The sequence below is a fragment of the Citrobacter sp. wls613 genome (genome assembly GCF_005281195.1).
In the GTDB taxonomy this organism is placed as follows: domain Bacteria; phylum Pseudomonadota; class Gammaproteobacteria; order Enterobacterales; family Enterobacteriaceae; genus Citrobacter; species Citrobacter gillenii.
In genome coordinates this window covers 26,875-43,475 of sequence record NZ_SZXN01000036.1, presented here as the reverse complement: position 1 = coordinate 43,475, position 16,601 = coordinate 26,875, and the positions used below count along the sequence as shown (strand labels likewise).

The 16,601-nt window shown below is 50.2% G+C and carries 22 protein-coding genes and 1 pseudogene; 16 read left to right on the top strand and 7 right to left on the bottom strand.

All coding sequences use genetic code 11. The annotated features are described in order from the left end of the window. Nucleotides 1–6 precede the first annotated feature (6 nt). The 10 genes from fliJ (at nucleotide 7) to rcsA (ending at nucleotide 6,753) form a co-directional block, all read left to right on the top strand. Nucleotides 7–450, top strand: coding sequence for a flagellar export protein FliJ (fliJ, locus tag FDX01_RS05940; RefSeq protein ID WP_115258827.1), 444 nt, complete (start codon nucleotides 7–9; stop codon nucleotides 448–450). Continuing rightward, entirely contained in the window at nucleotides 447–1,661 is a 1,215-nt protein-coding gene (gene fliK / locus FDX01_RS05935; RefSeq protein WP_137399406.1) for a flagellar hook length control protein FliK, read from the top strand. The genes fliJ and fliK overlap by 4 nt, the downstream gene beginning before the upstream one ends. Nucleotides 1,662–1,765: 104 nt before the next feature. Next, complete coding sequence (gene fliL / locus FDX01_RS05930) at nucleotides 1,766–2,233, top strand: flagellar basal body-associated protein FliL (RefSeq protein WP_115258829.1); 468 nt, start codon at nucleotides 1,766–1,768, stop codon at nucleotides 2,231–2,233. A gap of 4 nt (nucleotides 2,234–2,237) precedes the next feature. Continuing rightward, a complete protein-coding gene (fliM, locus tag FDX01_RS05925; RefSeq protein ID WP_115258830.1) occupies nucleotides 2,238–3,242 on the top strand; it encodes a flagellar motor switch protein FliM in 1,005 nt (334 codons plus the stop codon). Then, nucleotides 3,239–3,652 (top strand): flagellar motor switch protein FliN, encoded by a 414-nt coding sequence (fliN, locus tag FDX01_RS05920; RefSeq protein WP_096757515.1) that lies wholly within the window; start codon nucleotides 3,239–3,241, stop codon nucleotides 3,650–3,652. Before fliM ends, fliN begins: the two co-directional genes overlap by 4 nt. Beyond that, nucleotides 3,652–4,029 (top strand): flagellar biosynthetic protein FliO, encoded by a 378-nt coding sequence (fliO, locus tag FDX01_RS05915; RefSeq protein WP_135912238.1) that lies wholly within the window; start codon nucleotides 3,652–3,654, stop codon nucleotides 4,027–4,029. Before fliN ends, fliO begins: the two co-directional genes overlap by 1 nt. Then, nucleotides 4,029–4,766 carry a flagellar type III secretion system pore protein FliP gene (gene fliP / locus FDX01_RS05910; protein WP_115258832.1) on the top strand — a complete coding sequence of 246 codons (738 nt, stop codon included), beginning with the start codon at nucleotides 4,029–4,031 and terminating at the stop codon, nucleotides 4,764–4,766. Before fliO ends, fliP begins: the two co-directional genes overlap by 1 nt. Nucleotides 4,767–4,775: 9 nt before the next feature. Further along, complete coding sequence (gene fliQ, locus FDX01_RS05905) at nucleotides 4,776–5,045, top strand: flagellar biosynthesis protein FliQ (protein ID WP_115258833.1); 270 nt, start codon at nucleotides 4,776–4,778, stop codon at nucleotides 5,043–5,045. Between the two features lie 8 nt (nucleotides 5,046–5,053). Continuing rightward, the gene (fliR, locus tag FDX01_RS05900) at nucleotides 5,054–5,848 is read left to right on the top strand and encodes a flagellar biosynthetic protein FliR (protein WP_115258834.1); all 795 of its coding nucleotides are present in this window, start codon (nucleotides 5,054–5,056) and stop codon (nucleotides 5,846–5,848) included. 281 nt (nucleotides 5,849–6,129) lie between these two features. Continuing rightward, the gene (gene rcsA / locus FDX01_RS05895; protein ID WP_135912239.1) at nucleotides 6,130–6,753 is read left to right on the top strand and encodes a transcriptional regulator RcsA; all 624 of its coding nucleotides are present in this window, start codon (nucleotides 6,130–6,132) and stop codon (nucleotides 6,751–6,753) included. A gap of 55 nt (nucleotides 6,754–6,808) precedes the next feature. On the opposite strand, the gene dsrB is transcribed toward rcsA, so the two are convergent. Further along, on the bottom strand, nucleotides 6,809–6,997 hold the full coding sequence (gene dsrB, locus FDX01_RS05890; protein ID WP_170974186.1) for a protein DsrB: 189 nt from the start codon (nucleotides 6,995–6,997) through the stop codon (nucleotides 6,809–6,811). Between the two features lie 163 nt (nucleotides 6,998–7,160). Here dsrB and yodD point away from each other — a divergent pair, with 163 nt between their 5' ends. Continuing rightward, nucleotides 7,161–7,388, top strand: coding sequence for a YodD family peroxide/acid resistance protein (gene yodD / locus FDX01_RS05880; protein ID WP_096757522.1), 228 nt, complete (start codon nucleotides 7,161–7,163; stop codon nucleotides 7,386–7,388). 206 nt (nucleotides 7,389–7,594) lie between these two features. On the opposite strand, the gene FDX01_RS05875 is transcribed toward yodD, so the two are convergent. Both FDX01_RS05875 and FDX01_RS05870 read right to left on the bottom strand, forming a co-directional pair. Continuing rightward, a complete protein-coding gene (locus FDX01_RS05875) occupies nucleotides 7,595–7,774 on the bottom strand; it encodes a DUF2158 domain-containing protein (protein ID WP_170973029.1) in 180 nt (59 codons plus the stop codon). 77 nt (nucleotides 7,775–7,851) lie between these two features. Continuing rightward, nucleotides 7,852–8,766, bottom strand: a complete 915-nt coding sequence (locus tag FDX01_RS05870; protein ID WP_170974185.1) for a DUF808 domain-containing protein — start codon at nucleotides 8,764–8,766, stop codon at nucleotides 7,852–7,854. Nucleotides 8,767–8,940: 174 nt separating this feature from the next. On the opposite strand from FDX01_RS05870, the gene yedA reads away from it, so the two are divergent. Then, the gene (yedA, locus tag FDX01_RS05865; protein ID WP_096757525.1) at nucleotides 8,941–9,861 is read left to right on the top strand and encodes a drug/metabolite exporter YedA; all 921 of its coding nucleotides are present in this window, start codon (nucleotides 8,941–8,943) and stop codon (nucleotides 9,859–9,861) included. Here yedA and FDX01_RS05860 read toward each other — a convergent pair. The 3 genes from FDX01_RS05860 to FDX01_RS05850 all read right to left on the bottom strand — a co-directional run bounded on the left by FDX01_RS05860 (nucleotide 9,853) and on the right by FDX01_RS05850 (nucleotide 12,500). Then, nucleotides 9,853–10,320 carry a very short patch repair endonuclease gene (locus tag FDX01_RS05860; protein WP_096757526.1) on the bottom strand — a complete coding sequence of 156 codons (468 nt, stop codon included), beginning with the start codon at nucleotides 10,318–10,320 and terminating at the stop codon, nucleotides 9,853–9,855. The two genes, yedA and FDX01_RS05860, sit on opposite strands and share 9 nt — an antisense overlap. Continuing rightward, a complete protein-coding gene (locus FDX01_RS05855) occupies nucleotides 10,301–11,731 on the bottom strand; it encodes a DNA cytosine methyltransferase (RefSeq protein WP_137399405.1) in 1,431 nt (476 codons plus the stop codon). The genes FDX01_RS05860 and FDX01_RS05855 overlap by 20 nt, the downstream gene beginning before the upstream one ends. Nucleotides 11,732–11,804: 73 nt before the next feature. Then, nucleotides 11,805–12,500 carry a phosphohydrolase gene (locus FDX01_RS05850; RefSeq protein WP_137399404.1) on the bottom strand — a complete coding sequence of 232 codons (696 nt, stop codon included), beginning with the start codon at nucleotides 12,498–12,500 and terminating at the stop codon, nucleotides 11,805–11,807. A gap of 399 nt (nucleotides 12,501–12,899) precedes the next feature. On the opposite strand from FDX01_RS05850, the gene ompC reads away from it, so the two are divergent. The 3 genes from ompC to FDX01_RS24085 all read left to right on the top strand — a co-directional run bounded on the left by ompC (nucleotide 12,900) and on the right by FDX01_RS24085 (nucleotide 15,461). Continuing rightward, nucleotides 12,900–14,075: a porin OmpC gene (gene ompC, locus FDX01_RS05845; protein ID WP_117341893.1), complete on the top strand. Its 1,176-nt coding sequence runs from the start codon at nucleotides 12,900–12,902 to the stop codon at nucleotides 14,073–14,075. Nucleotides 14,076–14,771: 696 nt separating this feature from the next. After that, complete coding sequence (cspA, locus tag FDX01_RS05840; protein ID WP_096757530.1) at nucleotides 14,772–14,984, top strand: RNA chaperone/antiterminator CspA; 213 nt, start codon at nucleotides 14,772–14,774, stop codon at nucleotides 14,982–14,984. Between the two features lie 177 nt (nucleotides 14,985–15,161). Next, nucleotides 15,162–15,461, top strand: coding sequence for a YnfU family zinc-binding protein (locus FDX01_RS24085; protein ID WP_283205034.1), 300 nt, complete (start codon nucleotides 15,162–15,164; stop codon nucleotides 15,459–15,461). A 312-nt stretch (nucleotides 15,462–15,773) separates the two neighbouring features. Here FDX01_RS24085 and FDX01_RS05830 read toward each other — a convergent pair whose 3' ends face one another. Next, nucleotides 15,774–15,992 (bottom strand): cold shock domain-containing protein, encoded by a 219-nt coding sequence (locus FDX01_RS05830; protein ID WP_096757531.1) that lies wholly within the window; start codon nucleotides 15,990–15,992, stop codon nucleotides 15,774–15,776. 254 nt (nucleotides 15,993–16,246) lie between these two features. On the opposite strand from FDX01_RS05830, the pseudogene FDX01_RS05825 reads away from it, so the two are divergent. Beyond that, nucleotides 16,247–16,509 (top strand): annotated as a pseudogene (locus FDX01_RS05825) (integrase); the annotation flags it as partial. Nucleotides 16,510–16,601: the final 92 nt, after the last annotated feature.

The window sequence follows — 16,601 nt, the reverse complement described above, 5'->3', positions numbered from 1 at the left end:
TAGGTCATGGCACAACATGGTGCACTGGCAACACTAAAAGATCTGGCTGAAAAAGAGGTCGATGACGCCGCTATCTTATTAGGCGAAATGCGGCGCGGCTGTCAGCAGGCAGAAGAACAGTTAAAGATGCTGATCGACTACCAGCACGAGTATCGCACCAATCTTAATAGCGATATGGGTCAGGGGATCACCAGTAACCGCTGGATCAACTACCAGCAATTTATTCAGACGCTGGAAAAAGCAATAGACCAGCATCGCCAACAGCTGAATCAGTGGACGCAGAAAGTTGACCTGGCGCTGAGCAGCTGGCGCGATAAAAAACAACGACTGCAGGCCTGGAAAACTCTACAGGACCGACAGACCACGGCGGCTTTACTGGCTGAAAACCGCCTGGATCAGAAAAAAATGGATGAATTTGCTCAGCGCGCAGCTATGAGGAAACCCGAATGATTACGTTACCCCAACTGATTACTACCGACACCGACGTCACCGCAGGGCTTCAATCAGGAAAGGCGGTTGATTCACCCGAGAATTTTTTAGCCCTACTGGCTGGCGCATTAGGCGCGGGCGACGCACAGGGAAAAGATGCCCCGCTGTCGCTGGCCGATCTTCAGGCTGCGGGTGGCAAACTGCAAAAAGGGTTGCTGCAAGCACAGGGCGATAACGGCCAGGCGGCGAAAATTACGGATCTGCTGGCACAAAAAGGCGGGATCACGGACGCGACACTTGCCGACCTGACCGATGCCCAGCAATTGCTGTCGGCACTCACGCCGTCGCTGAAGGTGAATACCCTGACGGCGACAGGCAAAGCCGCGCCACACGATGATAAGACCACCACGCTCAGCGATGAGGATCTGGCGAACCTGAGCGCGCTATTTGCGATGCTGCCGGGCCAGCCCATCACCACGCCCGTCGGTGAAACCGCATCCGCCCCGGCAGACTCCACCCTGGCCACACTGTTGCGCGGCAATTCGTCCGGCGGGACGGCGGATAACCGCGTCGAACTAACTTCGGGTGAGGTGAAAAAAGGTAAAGCGGATGGCGCGATGCACGCCGCTGGCGTTGACCAGACACGTAATCCTACTTTAACCCCACTGACGGCGGCGGCAACCGCCCACGCGGAGATGGAAAGCACTCCTTCCCCGGTAAGCGTTGGCGCGGCAATTACGCCACCGGCTGGGGCGCAAACGCACGCGCAGCCGCTCCCTGCAGCCGCACCGGTGCTGAGCGCCCCGCTGGGTAGCCACGAATGGCAGCAATCGCTAAGTCAGCACGTCACGCTGTTCACCCGTCAGGGCCAACAAAGCGCGGAACTGCGCTTACATCCACAGGACCTGGGCCAGGTGCAAATCTCCCTCAAGCTGGATGACAACCAGGCGCAATTGCAAATGGTGTCACCACATAGCCACGTGCGTGCCGCGCTGGAAGCAGCGTTGCCGATGCTGCGGACTCAGCTGGCTGAAAGTGGGATCCAACTGGGGCAAAGCAGCATCAGCAGCGAAAGCTTCGCTGGCCAGCAGCAGTCTTCTGCTCAGCAGCAACAGGCGGGACGCACTCAGGGACAAGACATTTTTGCCAGCGAAGATGACGCCGCTCTGGCCGCCCCGGCCTCGCTGCAAGCCGCCGCGCGCGGTGACGGCGCAGTAGACATCTTCGCCTAACGCCAGAGGTAGCATGATTATCCGCGTCTTTTCCACGCTTTGTCGGGGACAGGACACGGGATAATCAGCCCATAAGCTGTACCGAAACAGGAAGCCCGTATCTGATGACTGACTCCGCGATTAACAAAAAGAGTAAACGCGCTATTTGGATCCCTCTGCTGGTGTTAATTACCCTCGCCGCCTGCGCAACTGCGGGATATAGCTACTGGCGTATGCAGCAGCAGCCGTCCGCCAGCGTTAGCGCGGAACCGGCCCCACCGCCAGCCCCGGTGTTTTTTGCGCTGGATACATTTACCGTCAATCTGGGTGATGCGGATCGCGTGCTGTATATCGGGGTCACGCTGCGTATGAAAGACGAAGCGACGCGCGCGCGCCTGAGCGAATATCTGCCGGAAGTTCGCAGCCGTCTGCTGCTGTTGTTTTCGCGTCAGAATGCCGCCACGCTCGCCACCGAGCAAGGTAAACAGCAGTTGATCGCCGCCATCAAAGAGACGCTCGCGACTCCGCTCGTTGTCGGGCAGCCGAAACAGGTTGTCACCGACGTTCTTTATACAGCTTTTATTCTGCGGTAAAGACATGGGCGACAGTATTCTTTCTCAGGCTGAAATTGACGCATTGCTTAACGGCGATAGCGACACCAAAGACGAACCTATTTCCGGTATTGCAAACGAAAGCAATATTCGTCCGTACGATCCCAACACCCAACGCCGCGTTGTTCGCGAGCGTTTGCAAGCGCTGGAGATCATCAACGAACGCTTCGCGCGCCAGTTCCGGATGGGATTATTTAACCTGTTGCGCCGTAGCCCGGATATTACCGTGGGTGCGATCCGCATCCAGCCGTATCACGAGTTTGCGCGTAACTTACCGGTACCAACCAACCTGAACTTGATCCACCTGAAACCGCTCCGCGGTACGGGTCTGGTGGTGTTCTCGCCGAGTCTGGTGTTTATCGCCGTCGATAACCTGTTTGGCGGTGATGGACGCTTCCCGACGAAGGTGGAAGGTCGCGAATTTACGCATACCGAGCAGCGCGTGATCAACCGCATGCTGAAGCTGGCGCTGGAAAGCTACAGCGACGCCTGGAAAGCGATCAATCCGCTGGAAGTGGAGTACGTGCGCTCGGAAATGCAGGTGAAATTTACCAATATCACCACCTCACCAAACGACATTGTGGTGAACACGCCGTTCCACGTTGAAATTGGCAACCTGACCGGTGAATTTAACATCTGTCTGCCCTTCAGCATGATTGAACCGTTGCGCGAGCTGCTGGTTAACCCGCCGCTGGAAAACTCGCGCAATGAGGATCAGAACTGGCGTAATAACCTGGTGCGTCAGGTTCAGCATTCAGAGCTGGAGCTGGTGGCGAACTTTGCCGACATTCCGCTGCGTCTGTCGCAGATTTTAAAGCTCAAACCCGGCGATGTGCTGCCGATTGAAAAACCCGACCGCATTATTGCTCATGTGGACGGCGTGCCTGTGCTGACCAGCCAATATGGCACCGTAAACGGTCAGTATGCGTTACGCGTAGAACATTTGATCAACCCGATTTTGAATTCGCTGAATGAGGAACAGCCCAAATGAGTGACATGAATAATCCGTCCGATGAGAACACTGGTGCATTGGACGATCTGTGGGCTGACGCGTTAAATGAGCAAACAACGACCACGGCTAAAAGTTCGGTAGATGCGGTATTCCAGCAGTTAGGCGGCGGGGACGTCAGCGGTACACTGCAGGACATCGACCTGATCATGGACATTCCGGTCAAGCTGACCGTCGAACTGGGCCGCACTCGCATGACCATCAAAGAGCTGTTGCGCCTGACGCAAGGCTCCGTCGTCGCACTGGACGGTCTGGCGGGCGAGCCGCTGGATATTCTGATCAACGGTTACCTGATTGCTCAGGGCGAAGTGGTTGTCGTCGCAGATAAATACGGCGTGCGTATCACTGACATTATTACGCCGTCTGAACGTATGCGCCGCCTGAGCCGTTAATGATGAACACCCAGGCTACCGTCTCTCAGCCCGCCGCCGTTCCCGGCTCACCGCTGGTGCAGGTCAGCGGCGCCCTGCTGGGCATAATCCTGTTGATCCTCGCCGCGGCCTGGGTCATTAAACGCCTGGGTTTTGCATCCAAAGGGGCCGGTACACGCGGACTGAAAGTCACGGCCAGCACCTCATTGGGACCGCGCGAACGGGTGGTAATTGTTGAGGTTGAGGACGCACGTCTGGTGCTGGGTGTGACCGCATCGCAGATTAACGTGCTGCATACCCTGCCCCCTACGTCCGTGGTGCCCGACGAGAACCCGGCCCCCCCGGCGGATTTCCAGTCCATGATGAAGAGTTTGCTTAAGCGTCCTGGGAGATCCTGATGCGCCGTTTGTTGTCCCTCACGCTGCTCGGCTTGTGGCTGTTTAGCCCAGTGGCCGCGGCCCAGCTTCCCGGTCTGGTTAGCCAGCCACTACCCGGCGGCGGACAAAGCTGGACGTTACCGGTACAAACGCTGGTATTTATCACCTCGCTGACGTTCCTGCCCGCCATTTTGCTGATGATGACCAGCTTCACCCGCATCATCATCGTTTTCGGTCTGTTACGTAACGCGCTGGGAACCCCGTCCGCCCCGCCAAACCAGGTGTTACTTGGACTGGCGCTATTTTTGACTTTTTTCATCATGTCCCCGGTGATCGACAAAATCTACGTTGACGCATATCAGCCGTTCAGCGAAGAGAAGATCTCCATGCAGGAAGCGATAGAGAAAGGCGCACAGCCGCTGCGTGAGTTTATGTTGCGCCAGACCCGCGAAGCCGATCTGGCACTGTTTGCGCGTCTGGCAAACAGCGGACCGTTGCAGGGACCGGAAGCAGTGCCGATGCGAATTCTGCTGCCAGCCTATGTCACCAGCGAACTGAAAACCGCCTTCCAGATAGGTTTTACGATTTTCATTCCTTTCCTGATAATCGACCTGGTGATCGCCAGCGTATTGATGGCACTCGGGATGATGATGGTACCGCCCGCCACCATCGCGCTGCCGTTTAAGCTGATGCTGTTTGTGCTGGTTGACGGCTGGCAACTGCTTGTCGGTTCGCTGGCGCAAAGTTTTTACAGTTAGAGGCGCGAAATGACACCTGAATCGGTCATGATGATGGGCACCGAGGCGATGAAAGTCGCTCTTGCCCTCGCCGCACCGTTGTTACTGGTTGCACTGGTGACGGGGCTGATTATCAGCATCCTGCAGGCGGCAACCCAAATTAACGAAATGACGCTATCGTTCATTCCGAAAATTGTCGCGGTCTTTGTCGCTATTATTGTGGCCGGGCCGTGGATGCTTAACCTGTTGCTGGACTATGTGCGTACGCTGTTCAGCAATATCCCCTATATCATCGGGTAGACGCCGCCATGCTGCAGGTGACGAGCGATCAATGGCTTTACTGGTTGAACCTGTATTTCTGGCCACTGCTGCGTGTACTGGCACTCATTTCTACGGCACCCATCCTCAGTGAGCGTGCGATACCTAAGCGGGTAAAGCTGGGGTTGGGCCTGATGATAACGGTGGTTATCGCCCCGTCCCTACCTGCCAATGACGTGCCAATTTTCTCCATCGCGGCTTTATGGTTGGCGATGCAGCAAATCCTGATCGGTATTGCGTTAGGCTTCACCATGCAATTTGCATTTGCTGCTGTGCGTACGGCCGGTGAGTTAATTGGCCTGCAAATGGGGCTTTCTTTCGCCACATTCTTTGACCCCGGCAGTCGACTGAACATGCCCGTGCTGGCACGACTGATGGATTTACTTGCCATGCTGCTGTTTTTGACCTTTAACGGTCACCTATGGTTGATCTCACTGCTGGTAGACACGTTTCATACCCTGCCGATCGGCGGTCACCCGGTAAACAGTAATGCCTTCCTCGCCCTCGCGCGCGCGGGCAGCTTAATATTTCTCAACGGGCTGATGCTGGCGCTGCCGGTGATGACGCTGCTGCTCACGCTCAACCTCGCGCTCGGATTGTTAAATCGTATGGCTCCCCAGCTCTCCGTTTTTGTCATTGGCTTTCCGCTGACCCTGACGGTAGGTATTTCTTTAATGGCCGCATTAATGCCATTAATTGCCCCATTCTGCGAACGATTATTCAGCGAAATTTTTAATTTACTTGCCGATATCATCAGTGAAATGCCCACAAATAATAACCCATAGTATTTATCCTGTTTTACTAAGGATTGTCCGAAATTAAAAAATAGACCACATCTACCAGGATAACGCTGCCGCGGCTTATTTGTTTTTGCCTTACTCACAGAACGCAACATTTACTTTACTTTAAGAAGTTTCCTGGCAAATTATACGCAACTTTACGGGATAGTAAATCCGCCTGAAAACAAGCAGTAAAAGCGTCATCTTGGGTTGTTATTATTCCGTTTAGTTGTGCAGAAATAATCAGGTAAGGGGAATTATCGTTACGCATTGAGTGAGGGTATGCCATGTCAACGATTATTATGGATTTATGCAGTTACACCCGGTTAGGGTTGACCGGGTATCTGGTAAGCCGGGGGGTGAAAAAAAAGGAAATCAACGGTATTTCAACCGTTGATGAACTCAGTATCGCCTGTGACGCACATCAACCTGCTGTGGTGTTTATTAATGAAGACTGTTTCATCCACGATCCGGCTAACAGTCAGCAAATAAAGCAGATCATTAATCAGCATCCCAGTACATTATTTATCGTATTTATGGCTATTGCCAACGTCCATTTTGATGAATATCTCCTGGTCAGAAAAAATTTATTAATCAGCTCAAAGTCGATTAAACCGGATTCACTGGACGAATTGCTTGGCGATATTCTTAAAAAGGATGTGGATATTGTTGTCGATGTCAATCTGCCGACACTGTCATTAAGCCGCACCGAGTCCAGCATGTTACGCATGTGGATGGAGGGTCAGGGAACCATTCAGATTTCCGATCAAATGAATATCAAAGCAAAAACCGTCTCATCCCATAAGGGGAATATAAAACGAAAGATCAAAACGCATAATAAACAGGTGATCTATCACGTCGTTCGACTCACCGATAACGTCACCAACGGTATCTTTGTGAATATGCGCTAGTATGTGCTGACTGGTGGGAATGTCACCAGTCAGCATCAAGACACAAGCGGTATGATTAGTCTACCTTCTCCACAAAAATACCATCCTGATGACCTGACTCGTTAAAGAACCAGATACCGAGCGGGTAGTCTTCCAGCGAAACCAGGTACATGGTGCCTTCACTAAACTCCTCGATTGCCAGTACCCGGCCAGGCCGACGAGGACCGCCGTCCGTTTTGACTGTAACCCGATCATTCACCTTCATCATTTTCCTCCTGTGGCTTTGTGCCAGTGTAGAACAAATTCTATTTTCTGGCAGCGCCTGGCGCGCGCGATTGCGGGTTTTCTCGACGGTCTATACTTAGAAAGTGTGCGTCAGCGATTTTGCTGCATACACCCGGTATCCGTAACGGTTGAGAGGTAGGTGAATGAAAACCGCGAAAGAGTACAGCGAGACGGCCAAACGTGAGGTCAGCGTTGATGTAGACGCGCTGCTGGAGGCAATCAACGAAATCTGCGAGAGCGAGATTCATCGCAGCCGCGATGACCCGGATCGCGTCAGTGTTGACGGTCGTGATTACCATACATGGCATGAGTTAGCCGAAGCGTTTGAGTTGGATATCCACGATTTTAGCGTGACGGAAATCAATCGCTGACTTCAGGCGAAAAAAATCCCGGCCCTCAGTGGGTCGGGATCAAGCTTGCTTATGCAAGAAGCACTTGAAAATTCGTTACACCAGGAAATCTGATGTGAGGCCAACCTTATCTACAATTTTTTTGCCTGACAAGTAAATAATTCTCACCAAAATGATAAATATAACTAATGGTTGAGAGATCACTCACTTACGCCTGAACGTAATGTTCAGGCATCCTGCCGTTGTTGCCCTTTACCGGACGTCAGTTCATCTTCACGGAATGCTTCCCGTTTGACGCCAAAGCCATCGTACCAGCGACACTCGACCATGCCGCTAGCGTATCCGGTGACAATCATGCGTGGGCCACCCTGTTTCACGGTGACTTCCTCACTGACAGAAAAGACCATACCTGCCCCCTGTATCAAGAGAAACCTTTTCACCTTAGACGACAAGCAGCCTTTTTGCATAATCAGGTAAACAAAAATTAGTGTGAAACACCGCGCAGTTTTGCGACCATTTTCACCAGCAGTACCACAATGCCACCAATGATAAAGCCCAATACAAGGTTTAACAGAGTCGGAATCATCATTGAAATGAATGGATTCTGTTGCTGGGTGAACTGCTCGATCGCATGATGCAACGGCGCGATCCCATGGACGACAATGCCGCCCCCTACCAAAAACATCGCCAGAGTTCCTACCACCGACAGCGTTTTCATCAGCCAGGGCGCCACCACCAGCAAGCCTTTACCCAGCGCCTGAGCGACCGCGCTGCGCTTTTCAGCCAGCCAGAAGCCGATGTCGTCCAACTTGACGATAATGCCAACCAGGCCGTATACGCCAACGGTCACCGCTAAAGCGATCCCTGACAGCACCAGAACCTGATTGAGCAACGGCGCATCGGCCACAATTCCCAGCGTAATCGCCACAATCTCCGCAGATAAAATAAAATCGGTACGTACGGCCCCTTTGATTTTATCTTTCTCAAAGGTCAGTGGGTCCTGCGCCGCCAGCTCTGCCAGACGCTGCTGGCGTTCTTCCGGCGTTTCCTGATGTTTGCGCGCCTGCAGCGTATGCAGGACTTTTTCCACGCCTTCAAAACAGAGGAACGCCCCACCAATCATTAATAACGGGGTAATCGCCCAGGGAATAAAGGCACTGATCAGTAACGCCAACGGCACAAGAATAACTTTGTTGACGAAAGATCCTTTTGCCACGCTCCAGACGACCGGAAGTTCACGGTTTGCCCGTACGCCCGATACCTGCTGCGCGTTAAGCGACAGGTCATCTCCCAGAACGCCCGCGGTTTTTTTTGCGGCCAATTTTCCCATCATGGAGACATCGTCAAGCAGCGTGGCGATGTCATCGAGTAAGGTCAGTAAGCTACTTCCTGCCAAAATTTTCACCCTCAATATTATTTTTTTCCGTCATTAGTATGAAGTAAAAAACGTGATGCTGAAACTCACCTTTATGGTCAACAAATTTTTAACAACAACGGGCAATTATAAATCTCGCCAGCACGATAGTTTTGACGTTTACTATGTTGCGCCTTTTTATTTCCACCGTGAGGGATTATGCGTTTCAGGCAATTGTTACCGCTTTTCAGTGCGCTGTTCGCGCTATACATCATTTGGGGTTCCACCTACTTCGTTATCCGTATTGGCGTTGAGAGCTGGCCGCCGCTCATGATGGCCGGCGTGCGTTTTCTGTCTGCAGGGATTTTGTTAACCGCATTTTTACTTCTGCGCGGCCACAAACTGCCGCCATTACGCCCGCTGCTCAATGCCGCACTGATCGGTATTCTGCTGCTGGCTGTGGGAAATGGGTTGGTCACCGTCGCCGAACACCAGAACGTCCCTTCCGGCATCGCTGCCGTGGTGGTCGCCACCGTCCCACTGTTTACGCTGTGCTTCAGCTATTTCTTTGGCATTAAAACCCGCAAGCTGGAGTGGATGGGCATCGCTATCGGACTGGCCGGGATCATTATGCTTAACAGCGGCGGGAATTTGAGTGGTAACCCCTGGGGTGCAGTGTTGATCCTGATTGGCTCAATGAGCTGGGCATTCGGTTCCGTGTACGGTTCCCGCATTACCTTACCCGTGGGTATGATGGCCGGTGCAATTGAAATGCTCGCCGCCGGTATCGTGCTGATGGGGGCCTCGCTTATCTCCGGGGAAAAGCTGACTACAATGCCATCTTTTTCTGGGTTTATGGCGGTCGCTTACCTGGCGCTGTTCGGCTCCATTATCGCCATCAACGCATATATGTACCTGATCCGTAACGTGAGCCCGGCGCTGGCAACCAGCTATGCCTACGTCAACCCGGTTGTTGCCGTCTTATTAGGTACCGGTCTGGGAGGTGAAAGCCTGGCGTTCATCGAGTGGCTGGCACTCGGAGTGATTGTTTTTGCCGTGGTGCTGGTGACGCTGGGTAAATACCTGTTCCCGGTCAAAGCAGACGCGGTCGCCGCACCGTCGGAAAAGTCGTTACAGTAAATGAATACCCTGGGTGTCGATCTGCGCGGTAGCGCCACCGCTGCAGATCCACTCGACCACGCGCTCGGACAGCGCCTCATCGCTGAGTTTTTTTCGCCCTCGTATGGCGCACTCCCAGATAATGAGTACCCGCCAGCCAAGTGCCTGCAGTCTCTCGCGATCCCGCGCATCGCGTTCGACGTTTTTGCCTATTTTAGCCAGCCAGAATTGCGTGCGCGTCGCGGGGGTCTTAAATAAATAACACTCGTGGTGATGCCAGAAACAACCATGGGTAAAAATAACACACTGATAGTCATCCACCACAAAATCAGGGCGGCCAGGTAACGCCGCATCCTGCACGCGAAACGTTACCCCCTGCTCCGTCAATACGCTGGCCAGACGTTTCTCAATCGCCGTATCGCGGGTCGCGATTGCCCGCATATTTTTACTGCGCGTGGCCTTATCGTGAACGTCTGCCATGCAGACTCTCTTTCTCACGCAGCGCGACGGCCTGTTTGATTTTTGGCTCCAGCAGTCGGGCTACCGCCGCAAATGCCGGGACCACCACCGAATTGCCGAACTGGCGATAGGCCTGGGTATCAGATACCGGAATACGGAACTGATAACCCTGAGGCGACTCAAATCCCATCAGGCGCGCGCACTCTCGAGGTGTAAGTCTACGTGGTCGGTGCAACTGGTTGTGCGGATCGTCAAAATCCTGTTCACCCAGCACCATATCCCAGCCACGGTCGATTAATATTTCTGCCCCGTCCTTGTAATAGCGCGCAGATAACGTGCGCGTTACGCTGTGCGGATTGCCAGGATATACCATGCCGTAGCCAAAGCCGTTCCCCCGCGCCTGATGCTTTTTCGCGTAGCGATATAAATATTTCCACAACACCGGCGTCAGGATGTATTTCACGTCAACGGTCGGTTCAAGCAGCTCGGCCAGCGTAATACGTCGCTGCGGGTAGCGGGTGACAATATCCCGTAGCGTAAAGTCATTTTTAAGATTCAGATCGCGTCGAAAGCCCACGAGGACAATACGTTCGCGATGCTGCGGTAAAAAGTGTTTTCCATCGATAATTTTAGGATCGTCCGGCCCGTTTTCCGCCGCATCCGCCACGTCATACCCTAACTCATCCAGCGTTTGCATAATGATGCGAAACGTTTTCCCCTGGTCATGGCTCTTCAGGTTTTTGACGTTTTCCAGCACAAAGATTGCCGGACGGCGGGCATCAATGATTCTGACCACGTCGAAAAATAGCGTACCTTGCGTATCACAGGCAAAACCGTGCGCGCGACCTAAGGCATTTTTCTTGGAGACGCCTGCCAGCGAAAACGGCTGACAGGGAAAGCCGGCCAGCAGCACATCATGCTGAGGGACATGCTGGCGGATATGTTCAGCCGCCTCCTCATCGCTCACCCCGGCACGATGGCTTAACGTAATATCGCGAATATCTTCATTAAAATGGTGCTGGTCAGGATCGCAATAGTAATTCGCTTTGTAAGTACGCACCGCATGCTTGTTCCACTCGCTGGTAAACACGCACTGTCCACCGATCGCTTCGAAGCCGCGGCGAATACCGCCAATTCCGGCGAAAAGATCGATAAAACGAAAAGCATACTGCGGATGATGCACCGGCGGTGTCGGTAGCAAGGTCTTCAGGTGGAAATATTCACGATCGCTCAGGCGGTGCCATGTCTCGTTCGCCACCACACGTTTAAAGATGGCCGGGCTCCAGTGATGCTCACCGACGCCATTAAGGTGAGCCACCAGCGTTTTCACGTCGTAAATCTCAAGCAGCTTAGCCAACATCACCTGCACGGCGATCCCGGTATCCTCTGTCATCAGGTTTATGGTGCCTGTTACTGAAAAATTTTCCTGCATACATTTAACCGGCCGAAATGGATTAGCGACAGGTTAACATAAAACAGAGGTGTTTACGTTTCAGCTGTGCAGGCTACCGATGCGCCTTAAAGGGCTGAATCGCGGTGAGATCCAGCTCCTCATACTCCCCTTTTAACTCGGCGCTTAATTTCGCCATATAGGTCAGCAAAAAATCAGCGTTATGCTGCGCTAAATACCGTCCCTGCGCCGTTTGCATCGTCAGCGGCAGTTGCAATAATTTGGTCTGGAAATGATCGAGTGCATACTGCTTGTCGTTGAGCTCGCGCCGTTGTGCAAAAGGGTCTTCCGCATCAAACAATGCCACCCCCAGTGCACCAGAAACCGCAAATACGCGGGCTAAGCCAATGGCCCCCAACGCCTCAAGTCTGTCAGCATCCTGAACAATTTTGGCCTCGATCGTGGTTGGCGAAATTTTTGCGCTAAAACTGTGTGCTTCAATGGCATGACTTACCGCCGGCAGCCGGTCTTCTGGAAATGTGGGGAAAAACTGTGTCAATACGCGGCAGGTTTCCTGCGCCGCCAGTATCGACGAGCGATGTCGGTCAGGATGGTTTTTCGGCAAGCTGATAAGGTCATGAAAATAGCAGGCTGTCAGCACCACCAGCCAGTCGATGGTTGCATCAGCACCCAGCTGTTGTGACGTCATCCACACACGACGAAAATGAAAGATGTCATGGGCTGCATCCTGCCCGAGGTGATTTTCACGTAACCATGCTTCAAATTGCGACTGCCAGTACTGTAAATCCATGCTATTCCTCGCGAGCGCTACGGCCATATATACACCGTATAAATTAACCCACCCATTCTATAACATCAAATGATTAATCATTATGGACCAGGACCAGAATCTAAAAATTATAAATACAATCAACATTAACATATTAAATTTATATAAAATCAAAATTCAATATAATTAACATCAAACTCATAACCTGATGATAAATAAATCATTTACATGGTAAATATGAAACACGTAAACATATTAAATAAATAACAAAAACCCAAACAGAAATATTTTGAAATCTTTTAAATAGATTTGTTACACGTTATATTTTAAAATAAATGAACTTCATAGAATAGTATCAAAACGTAGTCTTTTGGATAGAACTACATATTCACATCAATTATTATCATAAGGGAATACATAATGAAAAGAAAAGCTCTGGCACTTCTTCTCCCGGCATTATTAGCTGCAGGCGCAGCAAATGCGGCAGAAATCTATAATAAAGATGGCAACAAACTGGATCTGTACGGCAAAGTCGATGGCCTGCGTTATTTTTCTGATGACGCTGGCAGCGACGGCGATCAGACCTATGCGCGTCTGGGCTTTAAAGGCGAAACCCAGATTAACGATATGCTCACCGGCTACGGTCAGTGGGAATATCAGGTTATGGCCAACAATGCTGAAGGCGAAGGCGCAAACTCCTGGACTCGTCTGGGCTTTGCCGGCTTAGGCTTTGGTGAAAACGGTACCTTCGACTACGGCCGTAATTACGGCGTGGTCTACGACGTAGAAGCCTGGACCGATATGCTGCCAGAATTTGGTGGCGATACCTACACTCAGACCGACGTATATATGACCGGCCGCACCAACGGCGTGGCAACCTACCGTAACAAAGGTTTCTTTGGTCAGGTAGAAGGTCTGAACTTTGCTCTGCAGTATCAAGGTAACAACGAAAGCGCGGGCTCCGGCGAAGGTACCGGCAATGGTGAGAACCGTAAATTGGCGCGTGAAAATGGCGACGGTTTCGGTATGTCCACCTCTTACGATTTCGACTTCGGTTTAAGCCTGGGTGCTGCATATTCCAGTTCCGATCGTACTGACAACCAGGTTGCACGTGGCCGTGGCGACAGTAGTCATGCCAATAGCTATGCTGGCGGTGAAACCGCTGATGCGTGGACCATCGGTGCAAAATATGACGCTAATAACATTTACCTGGCGGCCATGTATGCTGAAACTCGCAATATGACTGCATATGGTAAAGGAGATGGATTAGAAGGCGGTATTGCCAACAAAACCCAGAACTTTGAAGTAACCGCTCAGTACCAGTTCGACTTTGGTTTGCGTCCTGCGGTTTCCTTCCTGCAATCTAAAGGTGTTGACTTAGGCGGCTGGGATCACAATAGCAATGGCACCCCTCGTTACACCGACAAAGATCTGGTCAAATATGTGGATGTTGGCGTGACTTACTACTTCAACAAAAACATGTCCACCTATGTTGATTACAAAATCAACCTGCTGGACGAAGACGACAACTTCTATGCAAGTAATGGCATCGCAACTGATGACATCGTTGCCCTTGGTTTAGTCTACCAGTTCTAATTCTGCTCAATACGCAGCAAGCCCGCTTCATATGAAGCGGGCTTTTTGTTTATACGAAGCGTATTTTCGCGCCAGGCAGGCAATACAGAGACAAACTTGTGAGGATATTCAAAGAAAAAACATCGGTGAGACCTGCCGTGAGAGGAATTGAGTTAACCGTTTGAATAATGGCGGCTAGAGGAGGACTTTCTCCCTTGGTGGAGTTGCCCCACTCCGATTTTCGTGACCGCTGATAGGGGCAGAGAAATCCGCGCCAACTCTGCACGTCTAATCCACCAATCTGATTAACGTCAGCGATGGCGATGTGGAAGTGATCGTAAAAGCCAACAACAAAATGATAGGCTTTCCACAGTGGCAGAAGGACGGGTACTTTAAATGAGTAGGGTGTAATGCCTCTTGTCGCGTGCCAGGTAGCACCCACACTAGTTATATTCTGGAATTTATCAGTCAGCCATTCAGCCACCCAGGCGTTTAAATGGTTAAAATAAATAACATATACCTTGCTGAATTAATTTTAATATGTCTTAATAGCGACATCGGTTTGGAAAACAGACCTTATGAAAGCAGTCCTCAGTTCAAGAGCTATCTACAGATATCCCTTCTTCATGAGTCTTCTCCTAAGTGCCAAATAAGTAACTCTCTAAATACAGGCCATCGTCGCCGCACTTATGTGGCTCATAAATTAAGGAAATATCTATGTCTAATAAAATGACTGGTTTAGTAAAATGGTTTAACGCAGATAAAGGTTTTGGCTTTATCACTCCTGATGACGGCAGCAAAGATGTATTCGTACATTTCTCTGCTATCCAGAGCGACAATTTTAAAACACTTGATGAAGGTCAGAAAGTCTCCTTCACCATTGAAAATGGCGCTAAAGGCCCTGCAGCTGGAAACGTCACTCCACTGTAATGCCCGCTAGTTATCAGTAGTGCTTACGATAGCGATGAAGGCAATAGTCTGAGTAGTTAATCTCTACTGATAATAAAATGAACCCGCCCAGTGCGGGTTTATTATTAGTGTAATTATAATAACACTGGCACTCTATATTATTGCATGGCTTAATAATTTAAATTTTTAATCCAGATAATGCGGCGAATATATTTCATTCATATATTACCAGCCTCATTACAGACTATACCTGTAGTTTATTTGCCAAAAGAAATTGTATTCCAAATAATTTCAAAATCGTCATGTATCGTTATAATCCCTTGCAGCAGGAAATCCCTATGTCCACTCGTAAAAAAAATACAAACTAATCGTAATTACTTAGTCAAATGCACATGCCCAAGTTGTTCAAAAGATTCAGAACATAGTTTTAGTCGTGTCCAAAAAGGTTCTCAACTTGTCTGCCCGTTTTGCAGTACTTTGTTCAAGTCATTAAAATGATGCAGATGCCTTCTTGCAGATAGGATGAGCGTTAAATTAATTAAACGCCCTCACATATAACAATGTTTTTAGGCAAATAAAAACTCAAAGCAATGATGCTGCTGTAGACCGTCTGAGCATAAGCGCTCTTTACTGTTTATGCAGCCCATTAACGGTTACTTTTATACTGTGCATACGGGAGGTCTGCGCTTCTGCACACCTGTAAAGATGTAAAAGTTACCAGCCTGATTTTAAAAGGTTTTTCCTCCAGAAAAGCTTACAATTCTACCTTCTCAGACCTAACGCCTTAGCTATATTGCCGATCGCGTATATCTATTTATCACAAAGTATTACTTTAGAAGCAGCGGGACCTTTGTTACCGTTATAAATTGTGTACTCCACCTTCTGTCCTTCAAACAGGGTTTTAAAATGATCGCCCTGAAGTTCCGAAACATGAACAGAGATATCTTTGCTTCCATCAAGCGGAGAGATGAAACCAAAACCTTTGTCTTCCTTAAACCATTTTACCAAGCCTCTGATTCTTGAGGACATAATTACTCCAATTTCACATGATGAAGGGAACAACAAACGTATAGACTAAAAAAAGTATCAGCGATAGTACCTGGTAATGAGGACTGGCCGATAAAATGTTTACGTTTGCTGTATATCGAAATGATGAGTTCATTAAGGCACGGACAGTGATAATAAGCAAAATATTCTTTGCCGTTCGACTCTCCCGGTATTGTAGCAGTCAACTGATCTTTTAGCTGGCTGGAAATATTTTCAGAGTAGCGGGCTGCGATAGAAAAGCCCGACAGCGACCAAAATCAGCCTACGAGATCAGCAACCAGTACGGTAATCGGTACATGTACAAAGGTTTTAACGAAATGAAGGTATAGACAAGAAACCATGCAGGCCAAGTGTCAGGCATTTTGACCGATTTCACCTTTCATGACCTTAAGGCTAAAGGGATTTCAGATTACGAGGAGATAGTCGAGATAAACAGCTTTTTTCTGGACACAAGACTTAAGGACAGGTGCTCATCTACGACAGAAAGGTCAAACTTTGACCGACACTGAACGCCCCTTTACCGGAGAATATTCCAAGTAATTCCAAGTGTGATGTGTGTCCTTGAATGATGGGGCTGTAAGTGTTTGAATT

Excerpts from the sequence above, each read along its gene's own strand:
- fliJ (WP_115258827.1), top strand. The coding sequence starts at position 7 with ATGGCACAACATGGTGCACTGGCAACACTAAAAGATCTGGCTGAAAAA.
- fliK (WP_137399406.1), top strand. The coding sequence starts at position 447 with ATGATTACGTTACCCCAACTGATTACTACCGACACCGACGTCACCGCA.
- fliL (WP_115258829.1), top strand. The coding sequence starts at position 1,766 with ATGACTGACTCCGCGATTAACAAAAAGAGTAAACGCGCTATTTGGATC.
- fliM (WP_115258830.1), top strand. The coding sequence starts at position 2,238 with ATGGGCGACAGTATTCTTTCTCAGGCTGAAATTGACGCATTGCTTAAC.
- fliN (WP_096757515.1), top strand. The coding sequence starts at position 3,239 with ATGAGTGACATGAATAATCCGTCCGATGAGAACACTGGTGCATTGGAC.
- fliO (WP_135912238.1), top strand. The coding sequence starts at position 3,652 with ATGATGAACACCCAGGCTACCGTCTCTCAGCCCGCCGCCGTTCCCGGC.
- fliP (WP_115258832.1), top strand. The coding sequence starts at position 4,029 with ATGCGCCGTTTGTTGTCCCTCACGCTGCTCGGCTTGTGGCTGTTTAGC.
- fliQ (WP_115258833.1), top strand. The coding sequence starts at position 4,776 with ATGACACCTGAATCGGTCATGATGATGGGCACCGAGGCGATGAAAGTC.
- fliR (WP_115258834.1), top strand. The coding sequence starts at position 5,054 with ATGCTGCAGGTGACGAGCGATCAATGGCTTTACTGGTTGAACCTGTAT.
- rcsA (WP_135912239.1), top strand. The coding sequence starts at position 6,130 with ATGTCAACGATTATTATGGATTTATGCAGTTACACCCGGTTAGGGTTG.
- dsrB (WP_170974186.1), bottom strand. The coding sequence starts at position 6,997 with ATGAAGGTGAATGATCGGGTTACAGTCAAAACGGACGGCGGTCCTCGT.
- yodD (WP_096757522.1), top strand. The coding sequence starts at position 7,161 with ATGAAAACCGCGAAAGAGTACAGCGAGACGGCCAAACGTGAGGTCAGC.
- FDX01_RS05875 (WP_170973029.1), bottom strand. The coding sequence starts at position 7,774 with ATGGTCTTTTCTGTCAGTGAGGAAGTCACCGTGAAACAGGGTGGCCCA.
- yedA (WP_096757525.1), top strand. The coding sequence starts at position 8,941 with ATGCGTTTCAGGCAATTGTTACCGCTTTTCAGTGCGCTGTTCGCGCTA.
- FDX01_RS05860 (WP_096757526.1), bottom strand. The coding sequence starts at position 10,320 with ATGGCAGACGTTCACGATAAGGCCACGCGCAGTAAAAATATGCGGGCA.
- FDX01_RS05855 (WP_137399405.1), bottom strand. The coding sequence starts at position 11,731 with ATGCAGGAAAATTTTTCAGTAACAGGCACCATAAACCTGATGACAGAG.
- FDX01_RS05850 (WP_137399404.1), bottom strand. The coding sequence starts at position 12,500 with ATGGATTTACAGTACTGGCAGTCGCAATTTGAAGCATGGTTACGTGAA.
- ompC (WP_117341893.1), top strand. The coding sequence starts at position 12,900 with ATGAAAAGAAAAGCTCTGGCACTTCTTCTCCCGGCATTATTAGCTGCA.
- cspA (WP_096757530.1), top strand. The coding sequence starts at position 14,772 with ATGTCTAATAAAATGACTGGTTTAGTAAAATGGTTTAACGCAGATAAA.
- FDX01_RS24085 (WP_283205034.1), top strand. The coding sequence starts at position 15,162 with ATGCGGCGAATATATTTCATTCATATATTACCAGCCTCATTACAGACT.
- FDX01_RS05830 (WP_096757531.1), bottom strand. The coding sequence starts at position 15,992 with ATGTCCTCAAGAATCAGAGGCTTGGTAAAATGGTTTAAGGAAGACAAA.